This is a genomic window from Phenylobacterium aquaticum (assembly GCF_022695515.1).
GTDB classification, from domain to species: domain Bacteria; phylum Pseudomonadota; class Alphaproteobacteria; order Caulobacterales; family Caulobacteraceae; genus Phenylobacterium; species Phenylobacterium aquaticum.
The window spans coordinates 48070-63513 of record NZ_JALDPT010000021.1; the positions used below are offsets into that span (position 1 = coordinate 48070).

Sequence of the window (15444 nt, forward strand, 5' to 3'; positions counted from 1 at the left end):
TGCTGGCGGGCGAAAGCGGGTGAAGGCGCAGCCTTCCCAGCCTCTGCCCGGGCAGGCGTTCGCGCGCGTCGCCATCCTGTCCACCCTGCTCCTGCTGGCCATCTATACCCTGTTCGCGGTCGCCCGCGTGCAGCGCGAGCCGCAGAGCGCCACGCTCGCCAACGCCGCCCTGCCCGACCGCGCCGACGCCGTGGCCGCCCGCCTGGACGCCGAGGCCGTCGGCCTGAAGGGCGGTCTGGCCGCCGCCCGCGACCTGTTGGCCCGCGAGGACGAGCAGCCGGCCGACGCCGCCCAGACCGGTCTGGCCGCAACCTCCGGCGCGGGCTCCAGCCTGGCGATCCTCGGCGACGAGAGCGCCCTGGCGGTGGCCGGCGCCGCCGACGGCGTGGACTGGCGCGAACTGGCCGAGGCGGCGGAGAAGTCCGGACGTGATCCGTGGCTGGGCGTCACCCACCAGGCCAAGCCGGCCCTGGCCGCCGCGAGCCTGGCCAATACGCCCAAGGGCCGTCGGTGGATCATCACCGTGGGCTCGCCGACCCGCTTGGCCGCCTGGCTGTCCAAGAGCCGCGATGAGGCGATCGTCACCCCTCAGGGGCGCGTTCTGGCGGCGAGCGGCCCCGGCGGCGTGGCCCTGGCCGACACCCTGAACGCCGCCTTCGGCATCACCGCCGCCGAGCTCACCCTCGACGGCGGCCTCGGGCGGGCAAGCGGCCGGACCGCGCCGCGCTCGACCTGGCCGCCCGGCCGGCCCTGGGCGGCGCGCTGAACGTGGTCGCCGCCGCGCCCTCGGCGGTCAATGAGCACCAGACCACCGCCGAGCAACTGACCTGGCTGCTCGTGCCGCTGGCCGCCGCCTTCCTGCTGGGCCTGCTGCTGCTGGGCCAGAGCCGCAAGGCCGAGACGGCGACCAAGGCCTTCGTCGATTCCGAGCAGCGCTTCCGTCTGGCTGTCGAGGCCGCGCGCTGCGGGATCTGGGAGTGGGATCTGGCGACCGACCAGATGTACATGTCCGACGTGACCGGGGCGATTTTCGGCTGGGGCGGCGGCGGGGTCGTGCCGGGCCAGCAGGTGCTGGAGCGGGTCTCGCCGGACCACCGCGACCGGGTCCGCCAGGCCCTGGCGACAGCCGCGGCCTATGGCGGCTTCGACGTCTCCTTCCGCGTGCCCAGCGCCGCCGGCGGCCGGCCGATCTGGATCGACGCCCGCGGCCAGGCCTTTGGCGATGGCCCCAGCCAGGGCTACACCCGCATCATCGGCGTCGCCCTTGACGTCACTGAGGAGCGCATGGCCCAGGCCCGCGCCCAGGCCGCCGAGATCCGCCTGCGCGACGCCATCGAGAGCGTGTCGGAGGCCTTTGTCCTGTGGGACCGGGCCGGCCGCCTGTTGATGTGCAACCGCAATTATCGCAGCGTCTTCTCCCTTGAGCCGAGGCTCCTGAAGCCGGGCGCCTCGCGCGACCAGGTCAATCGCTTCGCCCAGCTGGCCATCAAGCACGAAACCCCCTCCCCCGACGGCCGCAAGGGCGTGCGGGAGGCCGAGCTGAACGACGGCCGCTGGATCCAGATCTCGGAGCGCCGCACCGCCGAGGGCGGGCTGGTGATGACGGCCGCCGACATCACCGCGATTAAGACCCAGGAGGAGGCCCGCCGGCTCAACGAGGAGCAGCTGCAGAAGGCCGTGGCCAGCCTGGAGCGCAGCCAGGAGCAACTGTCGGAGCTGGCTCGCAAGTACGAGAGCGAGAAGGTGCGCGCCGAAGGCGCCAACCGCGCCAAGAGCGAATTCCTCGCCAATATGAGCCACGAGCTGCGCACGCCGCTCAACGCCATCAACGGCTTCTCCGACATCATGGTCCAGGAGATGTTCGGCCCGCTCGGCGACGCCCGCTACAAGGGCTATTCCCAGGACATCCTGTCGTCCGGCCAGCACCTCTTGGCCCTGATCAACGACATCCTCGACATGTCGAAGATCGAGGCCGGCAAGATGAGCCTGAAGTTCGAGCCCCTGTCCCTGGAGGATGTCGCCGAGGACGCCGTGCGCCTGGTGCGCAATCGGGCCGAGACCGCGGGCCTGGCGCTGACCATCGACCTGCCGCCGCACCTGCCGGAGGTCGAGGCCGACTATCGCGCCATCAAGCAGGTGCTGCTCAACCTGTTGTCCAACGCCATCAAGTTCACCCCGCGCGGCGGCCGCGTCACGGTGCGCGCCGAGGGCCGCCACGATCCGCTCGGCGAGCGCATCCGGGTGAGCGTGCAGGACACCGGCATCGGCATTGCGGAAGACGACCTCGCCCGCCTGGCCCAGCCTTTCGAGCAGGTCGAGAACCAGCATTCCAAGACCACCCAAGGCACGGGCCTGGGCCTGGCGCTGACCAAGTCCCTGGTCGAGATGCACGGGGGCTCGCTCGACATGCAGAGCGCGCCCGGCGAGGGCACGATGGTCAGCTTCTCCCTGCCGATCCGCCAGACCGGTGTCGCCCTGGCAACCGGCGGCGCGGCCGCCTGAACAGGCGTTCCGGCTACTGGGCTTCGGGCCCGGGCGGCGGCGGCTCCTCGCCCATCGGCCGCATCCGGCGCATGCCGTTCAAGGGGCCGGGCGCCGACTGCATCAGGCCCCGGGCCAGTTCCGCCCGTTCCTCGGGGGGCAAGGTGGCGGCGAAATCGACGATGCGGCTCTCCACCTCGCCACGGGCCTGAACCTCCAGGGTCCGGGCGTCGGCCAGGCGCTTGCGCGTAGCGTCGGCGTCGAAGGGATCCTCCCCCAGGGCGGCGAAGGCGTCGCGGCGGGCGCGGCGGGCCTCCCGGATCTGCTGGCCGACGCCCATGGCCTGGCCCTGCAGCAGGCGGCGATAGGCGTCGCGCTGATCGATCGGCAGGCCGTCGGCGGCGGCCCACAGCGGCTGGGGCCGATGGGGCTGAGCGGCCTCGCTGTGCAGGCGATGGCCGATCACGAACACGCCCACGCCCGTGCCGATCACGAACAGGTTCACGGCCAGCGACAGGAACAGGGCGATGGTCAGGTTGCGGGGGCTCATCCTAGGCTTGGCCCTCCAGGGCCGAGGTCGAGAAGGCGCCGCTGGTGTCGGTCAGGCCTTCATAGGCGGTCATAGCGGCGCTGACCGGTTCCGTCGTCTCGGCCGTCGTCGCGCCGACGCCGGAGAGGGCGACGCCCATCATCAGCCCCGCGGCGCAGGCCGCGGCGAGCCCGGCGCCCAGGGCGCCGCGCCAGATCCAGGCTGCAGCCCGCCGCATCGGCGCGCGGGGCGCCTGGGCGACCACCTGCTCCAGCAGGGCGTGACTGACATGGACGGGCCGCCAGGCGTCCAGCGCGGCGTCCAGGGCCTCGGCCCGGGCCAGAATCTGTCGAGCGGCCTCCGGCTGGGCGGTCATCCAGGCCGCCGCCGCCTCGCGCTCCGCCTGGGGCCAGCGCGCCACCGCGCCGCCATAGGCCTCCGCCAGCTCTTCGAACCGTTCAGGGGTCATCTCGCCATCCTCATGACGCCACCATATCCGCCAGCGCCGTCCGCAGGGCGCGCCGGCCCCGCGACAAAAGACTTTCCAGGGCCTCGATGCTGACGCCCATCACGGCGGCGGCCTCGATATTGGTCAGGTCCTGATAGTGACACAGGGCGACCGCCTCCCGCTGCCGGTCCGGCAGGGCCTGCATGGCCTGGGCCACACGACGCCCCACATCGGCGGCCTCGAGCCCCGATCGGGGCCGGGCCCTCGTCCGCGCGCTCCGGCGGCTGGTCCATGGCGATCTCGCGCCGGCGTCTCAGCCGGTCGTAGCAAAGATTCAGGGCCACCCGATGCAGCCAGGTGTCGAACTTGGCCGCCCCCGGACGCCACTTGGGCGCCTGGCGCCAGGCGCGGATCATCGCCTCCTGGGCCACGTCCTCCGCGTCGGGCGTGTCGCCCAGCATCCGCTGGGCCAAAGCCAGCATCCGGGGCAGCTTGCGGGCCGCTAGGGCCCGCACGGCCGCGACGTCGCCCGCGGCGACGCGCAACACCAGGGCCTCGTCCGGATCGCTCGCGTCCAAGCCTCACCTCGCCCAGGGCCGGCGCGCCGCCGCCCGCGGGTTCAACCCGGCCCACGCCGGTTCTGGCGCAGGGTGAGCAATTCATCCCGGCTAAGCCAGCCATCATGATTGGTGTCGGCCGCATTGAAGCGCTTTCGCGCCCCGGCCTCGATCTCGGCGCGGGTCAGGACGCCGTCGTGATTGGCGTCCTCCTTGGCGAACCGCTGGTTCATCCGCTGGGCCGCGTCAGGCGGCCCGAAGCCCGCCATGCGGTCGACCATCGCCTTCACCTCGGCCTTGCTGATCTTGCCGTCGTGATTGGCATCGAACCGGCGCAGCATCCGGTCGGCGGCGGCCGTCTTGAATTCGTCGAAGGTGACCTTGCCGTCGTGATTGCGGTCAGGATCCATGCGCGGACCGCCGGGGCCCCCAGGACCGCCCGGCCCGCCAGGCCCGCCAGGCCCGCCAGGGCCATGCGGGCCGCCGCGCATCATGCCGCCCGCGCCGGGGCCCGCCCGGAGGCGGCCCCATCTGAGCCTGAGCTGCGCCCGCAACCAGCATCAGACCTGCGGCGATCATGATCCGCTTCATCGACTTGTCCTTCCGGGCGCCTGGGGGAGGCTTCGGCGCCGTTCAACCCTTCAACGTCCCTACACCGCAAGTCCGTCGGTCAAGATTGCAGGATGATGTCATAGGCTGCCCGCGCCGCATGCCGCACCCGGTCCAGCCGGGCGCGCAGGGCCTTGAAGTCGCGGGCGCCGCCGGCGCGGGCCAGCAGCTGGCGGAAGCCCTTGGGTTCCTGGCTGACGTCCTCGGCGCCGGTCAGGGCGAGCTTCAGGAGCTGGGTCAGGTCCTGCTGCAGGCGCCAGGCTGTGCGCAGGGCCTCGAGCGGCGCGTGGTCGGCGAGATTGGCGCCTTCCGCCTCTGCCAGGGCCTCGGCGGTGTTCTGGCGCAGGGGCGCGCCCTCGGCGGCGTAGGCGAGCTGCAGGTATTGGGCGGCGAACTCGATATCCACCAGCCCCCCCGGCGAGAGCTTGAGATCCCAAGGGCCCTTGGGCGGCCGCTCGCGTTCCAGGAGCTCGCGCATGTCACGCACGTCGGCCGCGGTCTTCGCCCGGTCACGGGGTCGGCGCAGGGCGAGATCGACGGCGCCCTGGGCGGCCTCCGCGAAGGCGTCGCTGGTCGCCCAGACCACCCGGGCGCGGGTCAGCGCGAGCAGCTCCCAGGTCTCGGCCTCGCGCTCGTAATAGTCCTCGAAGGCCGCGAAGCTCACCGCCACCGGCCCCTTGGTGCCGGAGGGGCGCAACTGCATGTCGACCTCATAGAGCTCCCCCTCCCCGGTCGGGGTGGAGAGCGCCGCGATCAGGCGCTGGGTGAAGCGGCCATAGAAGACGTCGGCGCTCCAGCCCTTGAGGATGGAGGCGGCGCCGGGCGCCGAGGCGCGATAGAGGGTCATGAGGTCGAGGTCCGACCCCGCGCTCATCTCCCGCGATCCGCACTTGCCGAGCGCCACCACCGCCACCTCGCCGGGGAAATCGCCGCCGATCCGCGCCGCCTCGGCCAGGGCCACGGGGGCCAGCGCCTGGATGCAGAGGTCGGCGAGATCGGCGAAGGCGGCGCCCGCCACCTCGGCGCTGGCCGTGCCGCTCATCACCTGCACCCCGATGCGGAAGGTCTGCTCGCGGTGGGCGCGACGCACGGCGTCCATGGCCGCCTCGAAGCCGGGCGCCTCGGCCACCGCTCGGCTCATCGCCGCCCGCTCCTCCTCGATCAGGATGGTCGAGAAGAAGTCCCCGTCCAGCATGGCGTCGATGGCCGCCGGCCGGCGGGCCAGGGTCGAGGCCAGGCGCGGCGCATAGGCCATCACCTGGACGATCAGCTCGAACAGGGCCGGCTGGGCCAGGAACAGAGACTGCAACTGCACGCCCGTGGACAGTCGGCCGAAGAAGTCGGCGAACCGGTTGAAGGCCGCATCCGGCGATCCGGTCGCCTGGGCGGCGTCGAGCAGGCGCGGGGCCAGCCGGGTGAACAGCTCGCGGCCCCGCTCGGTGCGGGTGGCGGCGATATGGCCATGGTGCCAGCCGCGGATGGTCTGGGAGACGCGCGGCGGATTGGAGAAGCCCATGCGGGCGAGCGTCGCCAGGGTCTCCGGGTCGTCCTCGACCCCGGTGAAGATCAGGCTGCCGAACTTCGACGACAGCGGCTCCTCGTCGGGGAACAGCTCGCCATAGCGCTTGTTGACGGTCTTCAGCGTGCGCTCGACCAGGGCGTCGAAGCTGCGCAGGCGGGGTTGGCCATAGAGGGCGGCGACCCGCTTGCGCTCGGTGTCGGACTCCGGAAGCCGGTGGGTCTGCTCGTCGGCCAGCATCTGGATGCGGTGCTCGACGCTGCGCAGCAGGTGATAGGCGACCGTGAGTTCGCTGCAGGCCTGGGCGGTGACGTGGCCGGCGTCGCGCAGGGCAATGAGCGCATCGAGGGTGCGATAGCTGCGCAGGTCCGGGTGACGGCCGCCCAGGATCAACTGCTGGGTCTGGACGTAGAACTCGATCTCGCGGATCCCGCCCCGGCCCAGCTTCAGATCCATGCCCTTGGCGGTCAGGCGGTCATCGACCTTGTGGACATGGATCTGGCGCTTGATCGAATGGATGTCGGCGATCGAGGCGAAGTCGAGGTTCTTGCGCCAGATGAAGGGGATCAGCTCGGCCAAGAAGGCCTGGGCCCGGGGCATGTCGCCGGCGCAGGCGCGCGCCTTGATGAAGGCCGCCCGCTCCCAGTTCTGGCCCACGCTCTCGTAATATTCGAGCGCCGCCGGCACCGGCACGGCGGGGGGCGTCGAGCCGGGATCAGGGCGCAGGCGCAGGTCGACCCGGAAGACATAGCCGTCGGCCGTGCGGTCCTGCATCAGGTCGGCCAGCCTATGTGTCAGGCGGACCGCAAATCCTTGGGTCTCAATGCCCGGCGCCAACGGCAGGGCGTCGGGCTCGTAGAAGACCGAGATGTCGATGTCGCTGGAATAGTTCAGCTCATAGGCGCCGTGCTTGCCCATGGCGATGCAGAAGAAGCCGGGCACAGGGCCGTAGTCGCCGAACTCCGGCGGGATCAAACGGCCGGCGTCGGCCTCTTCCCGCGCCGCGACCCGCAGCGCGGTCTGCAGGGCGCCGTCGGCGAAACGGGCGAGCGCGCGGGTGACGGCGTCGAGATCCCAGACCCCGCCCAGGTCGGCCAATGCGATCAGCAGGTGGGCCTCGGCCTTCAGCCGCCGCAGGGCGCCCTTGGCCGTCGCGAGGTCGCCGCCGCCCACCGCCTCGGTGCGGGCGAGCAGGTCCTCGAAGCGCGCGTCGGGATCGCCGGACAACAGATCGGCCAGGCGGGCGGGATCGCGGCGGATCAGGCTGGTCAGATAGGTGGAGGCCCCGAAGATCGGCGCCAGGACCGGCCAGGCCGCCTCCAGCAGCGGTGTGGCGGCGCCGTCCGCGACCAGCAGCCAGGTCCGCGCGCGTTCGGCGGCCTTGAGGTCGATCACCGGCCCGCAGGGGGTCATTCGGTCCAGGAGGCGAGTCATGGCCCCCAGCCTAGCACTCCGCGCCTAGAGCGCGCGCGGCAGGATCAGGGCGACCCGCAGGCCGGGGCCGATCTCGCCGACTTTGCCGGGCCCTTCGGCCAGTTCGAGACGGCCCCCATGGGCCTCGGCCACGGCGCCGACCAGGGACAGGCCCAGGCCTGCGCCGGGTTCGTTGCGGCTGTTCTCCAGGCGCACGAAGCGCTGAACCACCCGCTCGCGATCCTCCTCCGGCACGCCGGGGCCGGTGTCGGTCACCGAGAACTCCACCTCACCGGAGGACCGGCGGCGGACCCGCAGCATGATGGCGCCGCCGGGCGGAGTGTATTTCACGGCGTTGTCGAGGATGTTGGCCAGGGCCTGGGCCAGGAACTCCTGATTGCCGCGCACGGTCAGGTCGGGGACCAGCTCGGCCTTGAAGTCGATGCCCTTGTCCTCGCAGAGCGGCTCATAGAGTTCGGCGATGTCGGCGCCCAGGACGGCGGGATCGATATTGGTCGGGTTGGGCGCCTGGCCGGCCGCCTGCAGCCGGGCGATGGCCAGCACCGCGCCGAAGGTTTTCAGCACCCCGTCGGTGTCGTCCAGCGCCTGGGCGAGCGCCTCGGTGGCGTTGCCCTTGCCGGCCTCGACGTCGAGATAGGCCACTTCCAGGCGGGCGCGCAGGCGGGTGAGCGGCGAGCGCAGGTCGTGGGCGATGGCGTCGCCGGCGTGGCGGTGGCCGGCCATGGACCGCTCCAGCCGGTCGAGCATCTCGTTGAGGCCCTCGGCCAGTTCGTCGAACTCATCGCGGGCGCCGCGCACAGGAGCCCGGGCGCCGAGGTCGCCGTTGCGCACGGCGGTGACCACGTCGGTCAGGCTGGCCATGCTGCGGCTGACATTGCGGCTGACCAGCACCCCGCCCAGGAGGCCGAGCACGATGATCAGGCGCCGGCGCCCCACAGGGCCCGCACGATCTTGACCACATAGGCCTCGTCCTCGCCGATGTCGGCGCCGACGAACAGAATCTCGCCGCCGCTCATCCGCTCCTGCAGGCCGCGGGCCGGATGCTTGACCTGGCGGCCCTGGACGTCGGTGTCGGTGACCGAAAAGCTGTTCCAGGTGGGCGTGCCGTCGAACTTGTCGAGCGGGCTCTCGGCGATGGAGCCGGAGATGCGGGTCCCGTCCGGCTTCATCAGCAGATAGAGGAACGGCCGCTCGCTGGCGGCGCGCTCGATCAGGGACTGGTTCAGCGCATCCATGCCGGCGCGGTCATAGGCCGCCGCCAGGGAGCGCATCTCGCGGGTGATCTCCTGGTCGGTCCGCCGCGTCGCCTCGCCCGCCGTGGCCACATAGATATAGGCCAGGAAGGCGCTGGCCGCGGCCGCGAACAGCGCGAGGAACAGCAGGGTCAGCCGGAACGGGGTGGTCCGGAACAGGCGTGGCAGGCGCATGATCCGCGCCGGCCGCTAAGCGTCCAGGCGGTAGCCCGCCCCGCGGACGGTCTGCAGCATCGGGCGATCGAAACCCTTGTCGATCTTCGAGCGCAGACGCGAGATATGCACGTCGATGACATTGGTCTGGGGATCGAAGTGATATTCCCAGACCTTCTCCAGCAGCATGGTGCGGGTCACCGACTGGCCGGCGTGACGCATCATGAATTCCAGCAACTGGAACTCGCGGGGCTGGAGGTCGATCTCCTTGCCCTGGCGGTGCACGGTGCGGCCGATCAGGTCCATTTCCAGCTCGCCAACCCGAAGCAGGGTCTGGACCGAACCGGTTTCGCGACGGCGCGACAGGGCCTCGACCCGGGCGATCAGCTCGGCGAAGGCGTAGGGCTTGACCAGATAGTCGTCGCCCCCGGCCTTCAGGCCCGCCACCCGGTCATTGATCTCTCCGAGCGCCGACAGGAACAGGACCGGGGTCTGGTCCCCCTCGCGCCGGATGGTCTCGATCAGGGTGACGCCGTCCATCTTGGGCATCATGCGGTCAACGATCATCACGTCGAACTCTCCGGCCCGGGCGGCGGCGAGACCTTCCTCGCCGTCCGCCGCCTGGGTGCAGGCGTGGCCGCCGTCACTCAGGCCGCGCACCATGGCTTCGGCCGCTTCCAGGTCGTCCTCAACGATCAGGATCCGCATGATTCGCCCCCAGCGATTGTCGGAGTTAGCCGGAAACCTTGATCGGCAGGAAGATGGTGCGACCCGAGCGGTGGACGCCCATCAGGATGCTCGGCCGGCCCGCCTTCTTGGCGGCGTCGACCGCGGCCGCGACGTCGGAAGCCAGAGCCACGTCCCGGTCGCCGGCGCGGACGATCACGTCGTCCTTGCGCAGGCCCTTGGTCGCGGCGTCCGAGTTCTGATCGACGCTGGTCACCAGGGCGCCCTTGATCCCGGCGTCGACGCCGATGCGACGGCGGTTGGCCTCGTCCAGGGGCGCGAGCGCCAGGCCGATGACCACCGGGTTCTTGGGTTGCCCCTGGCCCTGGGAGGGACCGCCCTGGTCGTCGCCGCCGCGGTTGTCATTGGCCGCCAGCTGCTGCTCGCTGGGGCGGGTGCCCGAGCGGACCTCGATGGTCTTGGGCTTGCCGTCGCGCAGGACGTTGAGCTTCAGGGTGTCGCCCGCATGGGCCTTGGCGACCTCGCGGGTCAGTTCCGAGGAGGTGCGGACCGTGACGCCGTTGACCGAAGTCACGACATCGCCGGGCTGCAGGCCCGCGCGCTGCGAGGGACCGCCGGGGACCAGATCGGCGACGATGGCGCCCTTCTGGCCGGGCGTGCCCTGGGCCTCGGCCATTTCCGAGGTGAAGTTCTGGATGGTCGCGCCGATATAGCCGCGGCTGATCTTGCCGCCGGCGATCAGCTGCTTGGTGATCACATTGGCGACGTCGGCCGGAATGGCGAAGCCGATGCCCACCGAACCGCCCGTGGGCGAGAAGATCGCGGTGTTCACCCCGATGACCCGGCCATAGATGTCGAAGGTCGGACCGCCGGAATTGCCCCGATTGATGGGGGCGTCGATCTGGATGTAGTCGACGAAGGTCTCGCCGATGTCACGGCCATAGGCCGAGATGATCCCGGCCGTGGCGGTGCCGCCCAGGCCGAAGGGATTGCCGACCGCGATGACCCAGTCGCCGACCCGCGGCTTGGCGGAGTCCTCGAAGTTCACGAAGGTGAAGTTGTCGCCCTTGACCTTGATGACCGCCAGGTCGGTGCCTTCGTCGCGGCCGACCACGACGGCGTCGAGCTCGCGCTCGTCCTTCAGCACCACTTTGATGGTCTCGGCGTTCTCGACCACGTGGTTGTTGGTGACGATGTAGCCGTCCGACGAGATGAAGAAGCCGGAGCCGGCCGACTGCTGGGTCGGCAGGCGCGGCTGGCCCTTGCCGCTCGGCGGCGCGCCGTCCTCGTCGTCCTCGCCGCCCGGCGCCTGGCGCGGAACGATATCGAAGGGCAGGCCGGGGATCTGGCGGCGCAGGCTGCTGGCGTCGACCTTGGAGGTCACATTGATCGAGACGACCGCCGGCGAGACCTGCTGGAAGATGTCGGCGAACGACAGGGGCGCGCCGGGCGGGGGCGCGAAGATCGGCGCCGTGGAGGCCCGGATCATCTGGGGCGTTTCGGCCTGGGCGGAGGGCATGCGCATGCCCACCCCGGCCATGGCGGCGGTGACGATGCCCGCGCCGGCGACGACGCCCAGGAGATAACCGGTCTTCTTAGAGGTCATAGGCCTTGTGTTCCCTGTGGAGGCCCGGAAGCCGGTCCGTCCCCACCAACTTAAGTTCGATGCCTGAGAGCGTAAGTGCTCTCAAGTTACGTTTAGGTCACCCTGGGCGCCGCATGGCGACCGATCTTGGGCGCAATCGTGTCATTCTTCGCCTTCACCGGCGAGCCCTGCGATACGTTTCGCCTCTTCAGGCGACAGATCATCCTGTTCAACGACGCGGCGACGGCGGAGGTTGCCCAGCAGCAGCAGGACGCCCAGGCCGACCACGGCGAAGGGCGCGCCCCACAGGACGGCGTTGCCCAGGGAGAAGGCCGGTTTCAGCAGCACGAACTCGCCATAGCGCGACACCAGATAGGCGCGCACCTGCTGGTCCGACCGCCCGGCCTTGATCTCGTCGCGGACCAGCTTGCGCAGGTCGGCGGCCAGCTCGGCCTGGGAATCGTCGATCGACTCGTTCTGGCAGACCAGGCAGCGGACCTCCTGGAAGATCGCGCGGGCGCGGGCCTCCTGGGCCGGATCAGGCAAACGCTCGGCCGGATCGGCCGCGGCGGCGATGCAGAGCACGGCGCCCAATATCGCCAGGATGCGCCTCATGCCGGCCGCGCCGCGCGCTTGCCGACGCCCAGCCGCAGCCGGCGGTCGGACAGGGACAGGACGCCGCCCAGGGCCATGATCACCGGGCCGATGAAGATGAACAGCGCCCAGGGGTTATAATAGGCGCGCACCAGCCAGACCGGCGCCTTGGCGCCCGGCGCCTCGCGCCGCTCGCCCAGCACCACATAGAGGTGGTCGGCGCCGCGGGTGCAGATGGCGACCTCGGAGGTCGTCTGGCCGCCGGCCGGATAGAACCGCCGTTCAGGCCGCGGGGTGCAGAGTTCGCGGCCGGCCCGCACGGCGTGGATGGTGGCGCGTTCGGCGTCATAGTTGGGCCCGTCGACGCCCTGGACCTTTTCCAAGGTCAGTTCATAGGCGCCGACCTTCAGATGGCCGCCCAGGGACAGGGTCTCGGCCGCCTCGACCTTCCAGCCGGTCTCGACGCAGGCGCCCAGCACGAAGACGCCGAGGCCAATATGGGCGAGCGTCATGCCCCAGGCGCCACGCGGCAGGCCGGTGAGGCGCCGGCGGGTCTCGGCCCAGTCGCCGCGGAAGGCGCGGGTGCGCTCCACCAGCTCCGACAGCGTGCCGGCGATCAGCCAGGCGCCAAGGCCGAGGCCGGCGCAGGCGAAGGCCTTACGCGGGCTGACCATGGCGTAGGCCGTGAGCCCCGCGCCGACGGCGATGACGGCCGCGAGCGCCAGGCGCTGAGCCACGCCTCGGGCGTCGGCGCGCTTCCAGGACAGCAGGGGCCGGCCGGGACCAGCAGGATGAGGGCGGTCATCAGCGGGGTGAAGGTCAGGTTGAAATAGGGCGGGCCGACCGAGATCGACTCCCCGGTCATCGCCTCGCGGATCAGCGGATAGAGCGTGCCCAGCAGGACGGTGGCGGTCGCAGCCGCCAGCAGGATGTTGTTGAGCACCAGGGCGCTCTCGCGGCTGACCGGCGCAAACAAGCCGCCCGGCGCAAGGCTCGGCGCCCGCCAGGCGAACAGCAGGAAGCCGGCGCCGGCGGTCACGCCCAGGATGATCAGCAAAAGCACGCCGCGGGTCGGGTCGACGGCGAAGGCGTGGACGGAGGTGAGCACGCCGGACCGGACCAGGAAGGCGCCCAGCATCGAGAAGGTGAAGGCCGCCATGGCCAGGAACACGGTCCAGCCGGACAGGGCGCCGCGCTTCTCGGTGACGATGGCCGAATGCAGCAGGGCCGTGGCGATCAGCCAGGGCATGAAGCTGGCGTTCTCGACAGGGTCCCAGAACCACCAGCCGCCCCAGCCCAGCTCATAATAGGCCCAGAAGGCGCCCAGCGTGATGCCCACGGTGAGCAGGCTCCAGCCGGCGAGCGCCCAGGGCCGGACCCAGCGGGCCCAGGCGGCGTCGACCTTGCCCTCGACCAGGGCCGCGACCGCCAGGGAGAACACCACCGAGAGGCCGACATAGCCCGCATAGAGAAAGGGCGGGTGCACCGCGAGCGCCGGGTCCTGCAGCAGCGGATTGAGCGAGTGGCCCTCCACCGGCGGATTGAGCAGGCGGACGAAGGGATTGGAGGCGAAGACCGTATAGGCCAGGAAGACCGTGCCCAGCAGGCCCTGGGTTCCGACCGCCACCGCCTTGAGGCCGGCGGGCAATCCCTTGCCGAGCCCCGCCACCGCCGCGCCGAAGCCGGTCAGGGCCAGGCACCAGAGCAGCATCGAGCCCTCGTGGCTGCCCCATGTCCCGGCCACGCGATAGAGCAGCGGCTTTTCGGTGTGGGAATTGGCCGCCACATTGGCGACTGAGAAGTCCGACACGACGAAGGCGTGCATCAGGGCGGCGAAGGCCAGCGCCACACTCAGGAAGGCGGCGAGCGCCGCGCCCTCCCCGGCCCCGGCCAGCACCGACGACCGGCGCACGCGCGCCACGCCGGACAGGACCGCCTGGGTCAGGGACAGCACCAGACCCAGGATCAGGGCGAAGCCGCCGAACTCGTCGATCATGTGCCCGAGCCCGGGGTCTGATAGGCGGCGACCTTGCCGTCGCCCCGCCATTCGCCCTGCTTCTTCAAGGCCTTGGAGACCTCGCGCGGCATGTAGCGTTCGTCGTGCTTGGCCAGGACCTGCTTGGCCTGGAACACGCCGTCGCCGCGGAAGGATCCGGTGGCGACGATGCCTTGGCCCTCGCGGAACAGGTCGGGCAGATCGCCCTGATAGGAGACCAGCGCCTTGGCGGTCTGGTCGCGAACCACGAACTCCACCTTGCCGTTGGAGGACTTCACGACGCTGCCCTTCTCGACCAGCCCGCCGAGCTGGATCGAGCGGCCGGCCGGCGGCTTGGCCGCCTGGGCCTGGGAGGGCGTGTAGAAATAGGAGATCGAGTCCGACAGGCCGTAGAGGGTCAGGCCGACGGCCAGCGCCAGGACCGGCGCGATCGCCGCCACCAGGATCAGGCGTCGGCGCGCCTTGGGGGATTTGGGAAGCCAGCCGCTCATTTCATCGGTTCCGTCTTGGCCGCGGCGTCCAGCTCGGCCTGGATTGCGGGCTTGCCGGCGAAGCGCTTGCGCGCATCGGCCAAGGCCGCGTCACGTTTGGCGCTTTCCCCGAGCACCGCATAGGAGCGCACCAGCCGGACCCAGCCTTCGGGGTCGTCGGGCTGGGTCTTGAGCCGCTCGGCCAGGCCCGCGACCATGCCGCGGATCATGTCGAGCTGGCCGCCGGGCGGCGCCGCGGCGACAGCCGGCGTTTCCGACTGGGCCTCGGCGATCGCCTGCTGCAGAGCAGGTCGGCGCGGGTCTTCGGCGGGCATGTCGGCCAGCAGGGCCTTCCAGTCGGCGATCCCGCCGGCCTTGTCGCCGCCCATGACCCGCGAGCGGGCCAGGTGGAACCGCGCGGCGATCGAGGTCGGATCGCGCTTCAGGGCCTCGCGGAAGGCGTTGTCGGCCTCGGGCGACGGCGCGCCCCCGCTCTCGACCACCAGGGACTGGCCCAGCAGCTCCCAGAGATCCGCGCGGCCGGGAGCCAGGGTGATGGCGTGGCGCAGGGCGCGGCCCGAGGCCGAGGTGTTTTCCGCCGCGCTCTCGGCGAGCGCCAGATAGCGCCAGGCGTCAGGATCCTTGGGACGCTCGACGGCGACCTGGCGCATGACCGCGGCCAGGGCGGCGGGCGGCAGGGTCTGGAGGTCGGCGGCGCGCCATTGCGCCAGGCGGTGCTTGAAGCTGTCGTCGGGTAGGCCCGGCGACCCGACAAGGACGTAGAGGGCGAGCGCCGCGAGGGGGGCCACGGCCGCGGCGATCAGGACGGGCCGGCGCTCAGCGCCGTCATGGGTCCAGGGCTGGGCGGTCTGGTCGGCGGCGGTCAGCAGACGGCGGCCGGCCTCGGCATGGGCGGCGCCCTGTTCATCCTCGCCGATCAGGCCGCGGGCGGCGAGGTCGTCGATCTCGGATAACTGGCGACGATAGACGTCAAGCGTCGGGTCGGGAGATCCGACGCTGGCGGCCGCCCGAGCGGCGCGATGCAGGACAAGGCCGGCTGCGACGGCCGATAGCACGCCCGCCGCCACCCATAAGGCGATCATGCGCGGGCTTTAGCGGAATCGCGGCG

At 71.2% G+C, this 15444-nt stretch carries 11 protein-coding genes and 3 pseudogenes; 2 read left to right on the top strand and 12 right to left on the bottom strand.

Annotated elements, in window-relative coordinates:
- Positions 1–19 precede the first annotated feature (19 nt).
- Both MQH10_RS26870 and MQH10_RS15680 read left to right on the top strand, forming a co-directional pair.
- Positions 20–766, top strand: a complete 747-nt coding sequence (locus MQH10_RS26870) for a hypothetical protein (protein WP_336605113.1) — start codon at positions 20–22, stop codon at positions 764–766.
- A 2-nt stretch (positions 767–768) separates the two neighbouring features.
- Positions 769–2502, top strand: a complete 1734-nt coding sequence (locus MQH10_RS15680) for a sensor histidine kinase (RefSeq protein WP_336605114.1) — start codon at positions 769–771, stop codon at positions 2500–2502.
- Positions 2503–2515: 13 nt separating this feature from the next.
- Here MQH10_RS15680 and MQH10_RS15685 read toward each other — a convergent pair whose 3' ends face one another.
- The 12 genes and pseudogenes from MQH10_RS15685 to ccmI form a co-directional block, all read right to left on the bottom strand.
- The gene (locus MQH10_RS15685; RefSeq protein WP_242564967.1) at positions 2516–3031 is read right to left on the bottom strand and encodes a periplasmic heavy metal sensor; all 516 of its coding nucleotides are present in this window, start codon (positions 3029–3031) and stop codon (positions 2516–2518) included.
- A gap of 1 nt (position 3032) precedes the next feature.
- Entirely contained in the window at positions 3033–3479 is a 447-nt protein-coding gene (locus MQH10_RS15690) for a hypothetical protein (protein WP_242564968.1), read from the bottom strand.
- A 10-nt stretch (positions 3480–3489) separates the two neighbouring features.
- Positions 3490–4036 (bottom strand): annotated as a pseudogene (locus MQH10_RS15695) (RNA polymerase sigma factor).
- Positions 4037–4077: 41 nt separating this feature from the next.
- Positions 4078–4425, bottom strand: coding sequence for an EF-hand domain-containing protein (locus MQH10_RS15700; RefSeq protein WP_242564969.1), 348 nt, complete (start codon positions 4423–4425; stop codon positions 4078–4080).
- 260 nt (positions 4426–4685) lie between these two features.
- On the bottom strand, positions 4686–7577 hold the full coding sequence (locus MQH10_RS15705) for a bifunctional [glutamine synthetase] adenylyltransferase/[glutamine synthetase]-adenylyl-L-tyrosine phosphorylase (protein ID WP_242564970.1): 2892 nt from the start codon (positions 7575–7577) through the stop codon (positions 4686–4688).
- 24 nt (positions 7578–7601) lie between these two features.
- Positions 7602–9004: pseudogene (locus MQH10_RS26875) on the bottom strand (sensor histidine kinase).
- Between the two features lie 15 nt (positions 9005–9019).
- Positions 9020–9691 carry a response regulator transcription factor gene (locus tag MQH10_RS15715; protein WP_242564971.1) on the bottom strand — a complete coding sequence of 224 codons (672 nt, stop codon included), beginning with the start codon at positions 9689–9691 and terminating at the stop codon, positions 9020–9022.
- Positions 9692–9716: 25 nt separating this feature from the next.
- Positions 9717–11276 (bottom strand): Do family serine endopeptidase, encoded by a 1560-nt coding sequence (locus tag MQH10_RS15720; protein ID WP_242564972.1) that lies wholly within the window; start codon positions 11274–11276, stop codon positions 9717–9719.
- A gap of 141 nt (positions 11277–11417) precedes the next feature.
- Positions 11418–11870, bottom strand: coding sequence for a cytochrome c-type biogenesis protein (locus tag MQH10_RS15725; RefSeq protein ID WP_242564973.1), 453 nt, complete (start codon positions 11868–11870; stop codon positions 11418–11420).
- A pseudogene (locus MQH10_RS15730) lies at positions 11867–13845 on the bottom strand (heme lyase CcmF/NrfE family subunit). The gene MQH10_RS15725 and the pseudogene MQH10_RS15730 overlap by 4 nt, the downstream one beginning before the upstream one ends.
- Entirely contained in the window at positions 13842–14336 is a 495-nt protein-coding gene (ccmE, locus tag MQH10_RS15735) for a cytochrome c maturation protein CcmE (RefSeq protein ID WP_242564974.1), read from the bottom strand. The pseudogene MQH10_RS15730 and the gene ccmE overlap by 4 nt, the downstream one beginning before the upstream one ends.
- Positions 14333–15418, bottom strand: coding sequence for a c-type cytochrome biogenesis protein CcmI (ccmI, locus tag MQH10_RS15740; protein ID WP_242564975.1), 1086 nt, complete (start codon positions 15416–15418; stop codon positions 14333–14335). Before ccmI ends, ccmE begins: the two co-directional genes overlap by 4 nt.
- Positions 15419–15444: the final 26 nt, after the last annotated feature.

Excerpts from the sequence above, each read along its gene's own strand:
- MQH10_RS15685 (WP_242564967.1), bottom strand. The coding sequence starts at position 3,031 with ATGAGCCCCCGCAACCTGACCATCGCCCTGTTCCTGTCGCTGGCCGTG.
- MQH10_RS15690 (WP_242564968.1), bottom strand. The coding sequence starts at position 3,479 with ATGACCCCTGAACGGTTCGAAGAGCTGGCGGAGGCCTATGGCGGCGCG.
- MQH10_RS15700 (WP_242564969.1), bottom strand. The coding sequence starts at position 4,425 with ATGGATCCTGACCGCAATCACGACGGCAAGGTCACCTTCGACGAATTC.
- MQH10_RS15705 (WP_242564970.1), bottom strand. The coding sequence starts at position 7,577 with ATGACTCGCCTCCTGGACCGAATGACCCCCTGCGGGCCGGTGATCGAC.
- MQH10_RS15715 (WP_242564971.1), bottom strand. The coding sequence starts at position 9,691 with ATGCGGATCCTGATCGTTGAGGACGACCTGGAAGCGGCCGAAGCCATG.
- MQH10_RS15720 (WP_242564972.1), bottom strand. The coding sequence starts at position 11,276 with ATGACCTCTAAGAAGACCGGTTATCTCCTGGGCGTCGTCGCCGGCGCG.
- MQH10_RS15725 (WP_242564973.1), bottom strand. The coding sequence starts at position 11,870 with ATGAGGCGCATCCTGGCGATATTGGGCGCCGTGCTCTGCATCGCCGCC.
- ccmE (WP_242564974.1), bottom strand. The coding sequence starts at position 14,336 with ATGAGCGGCTGGCTTCCCAAATCCCCCAAGGCGCGCCGACGCCTGATC.
- ccmI (WP_242564975.1), bottom strand. The coding sequence starts at position 15,418 with ATGATCGCCTTATGGGTGGCGGCGGGCGTGCTATCGGCCGTCGCAGCC.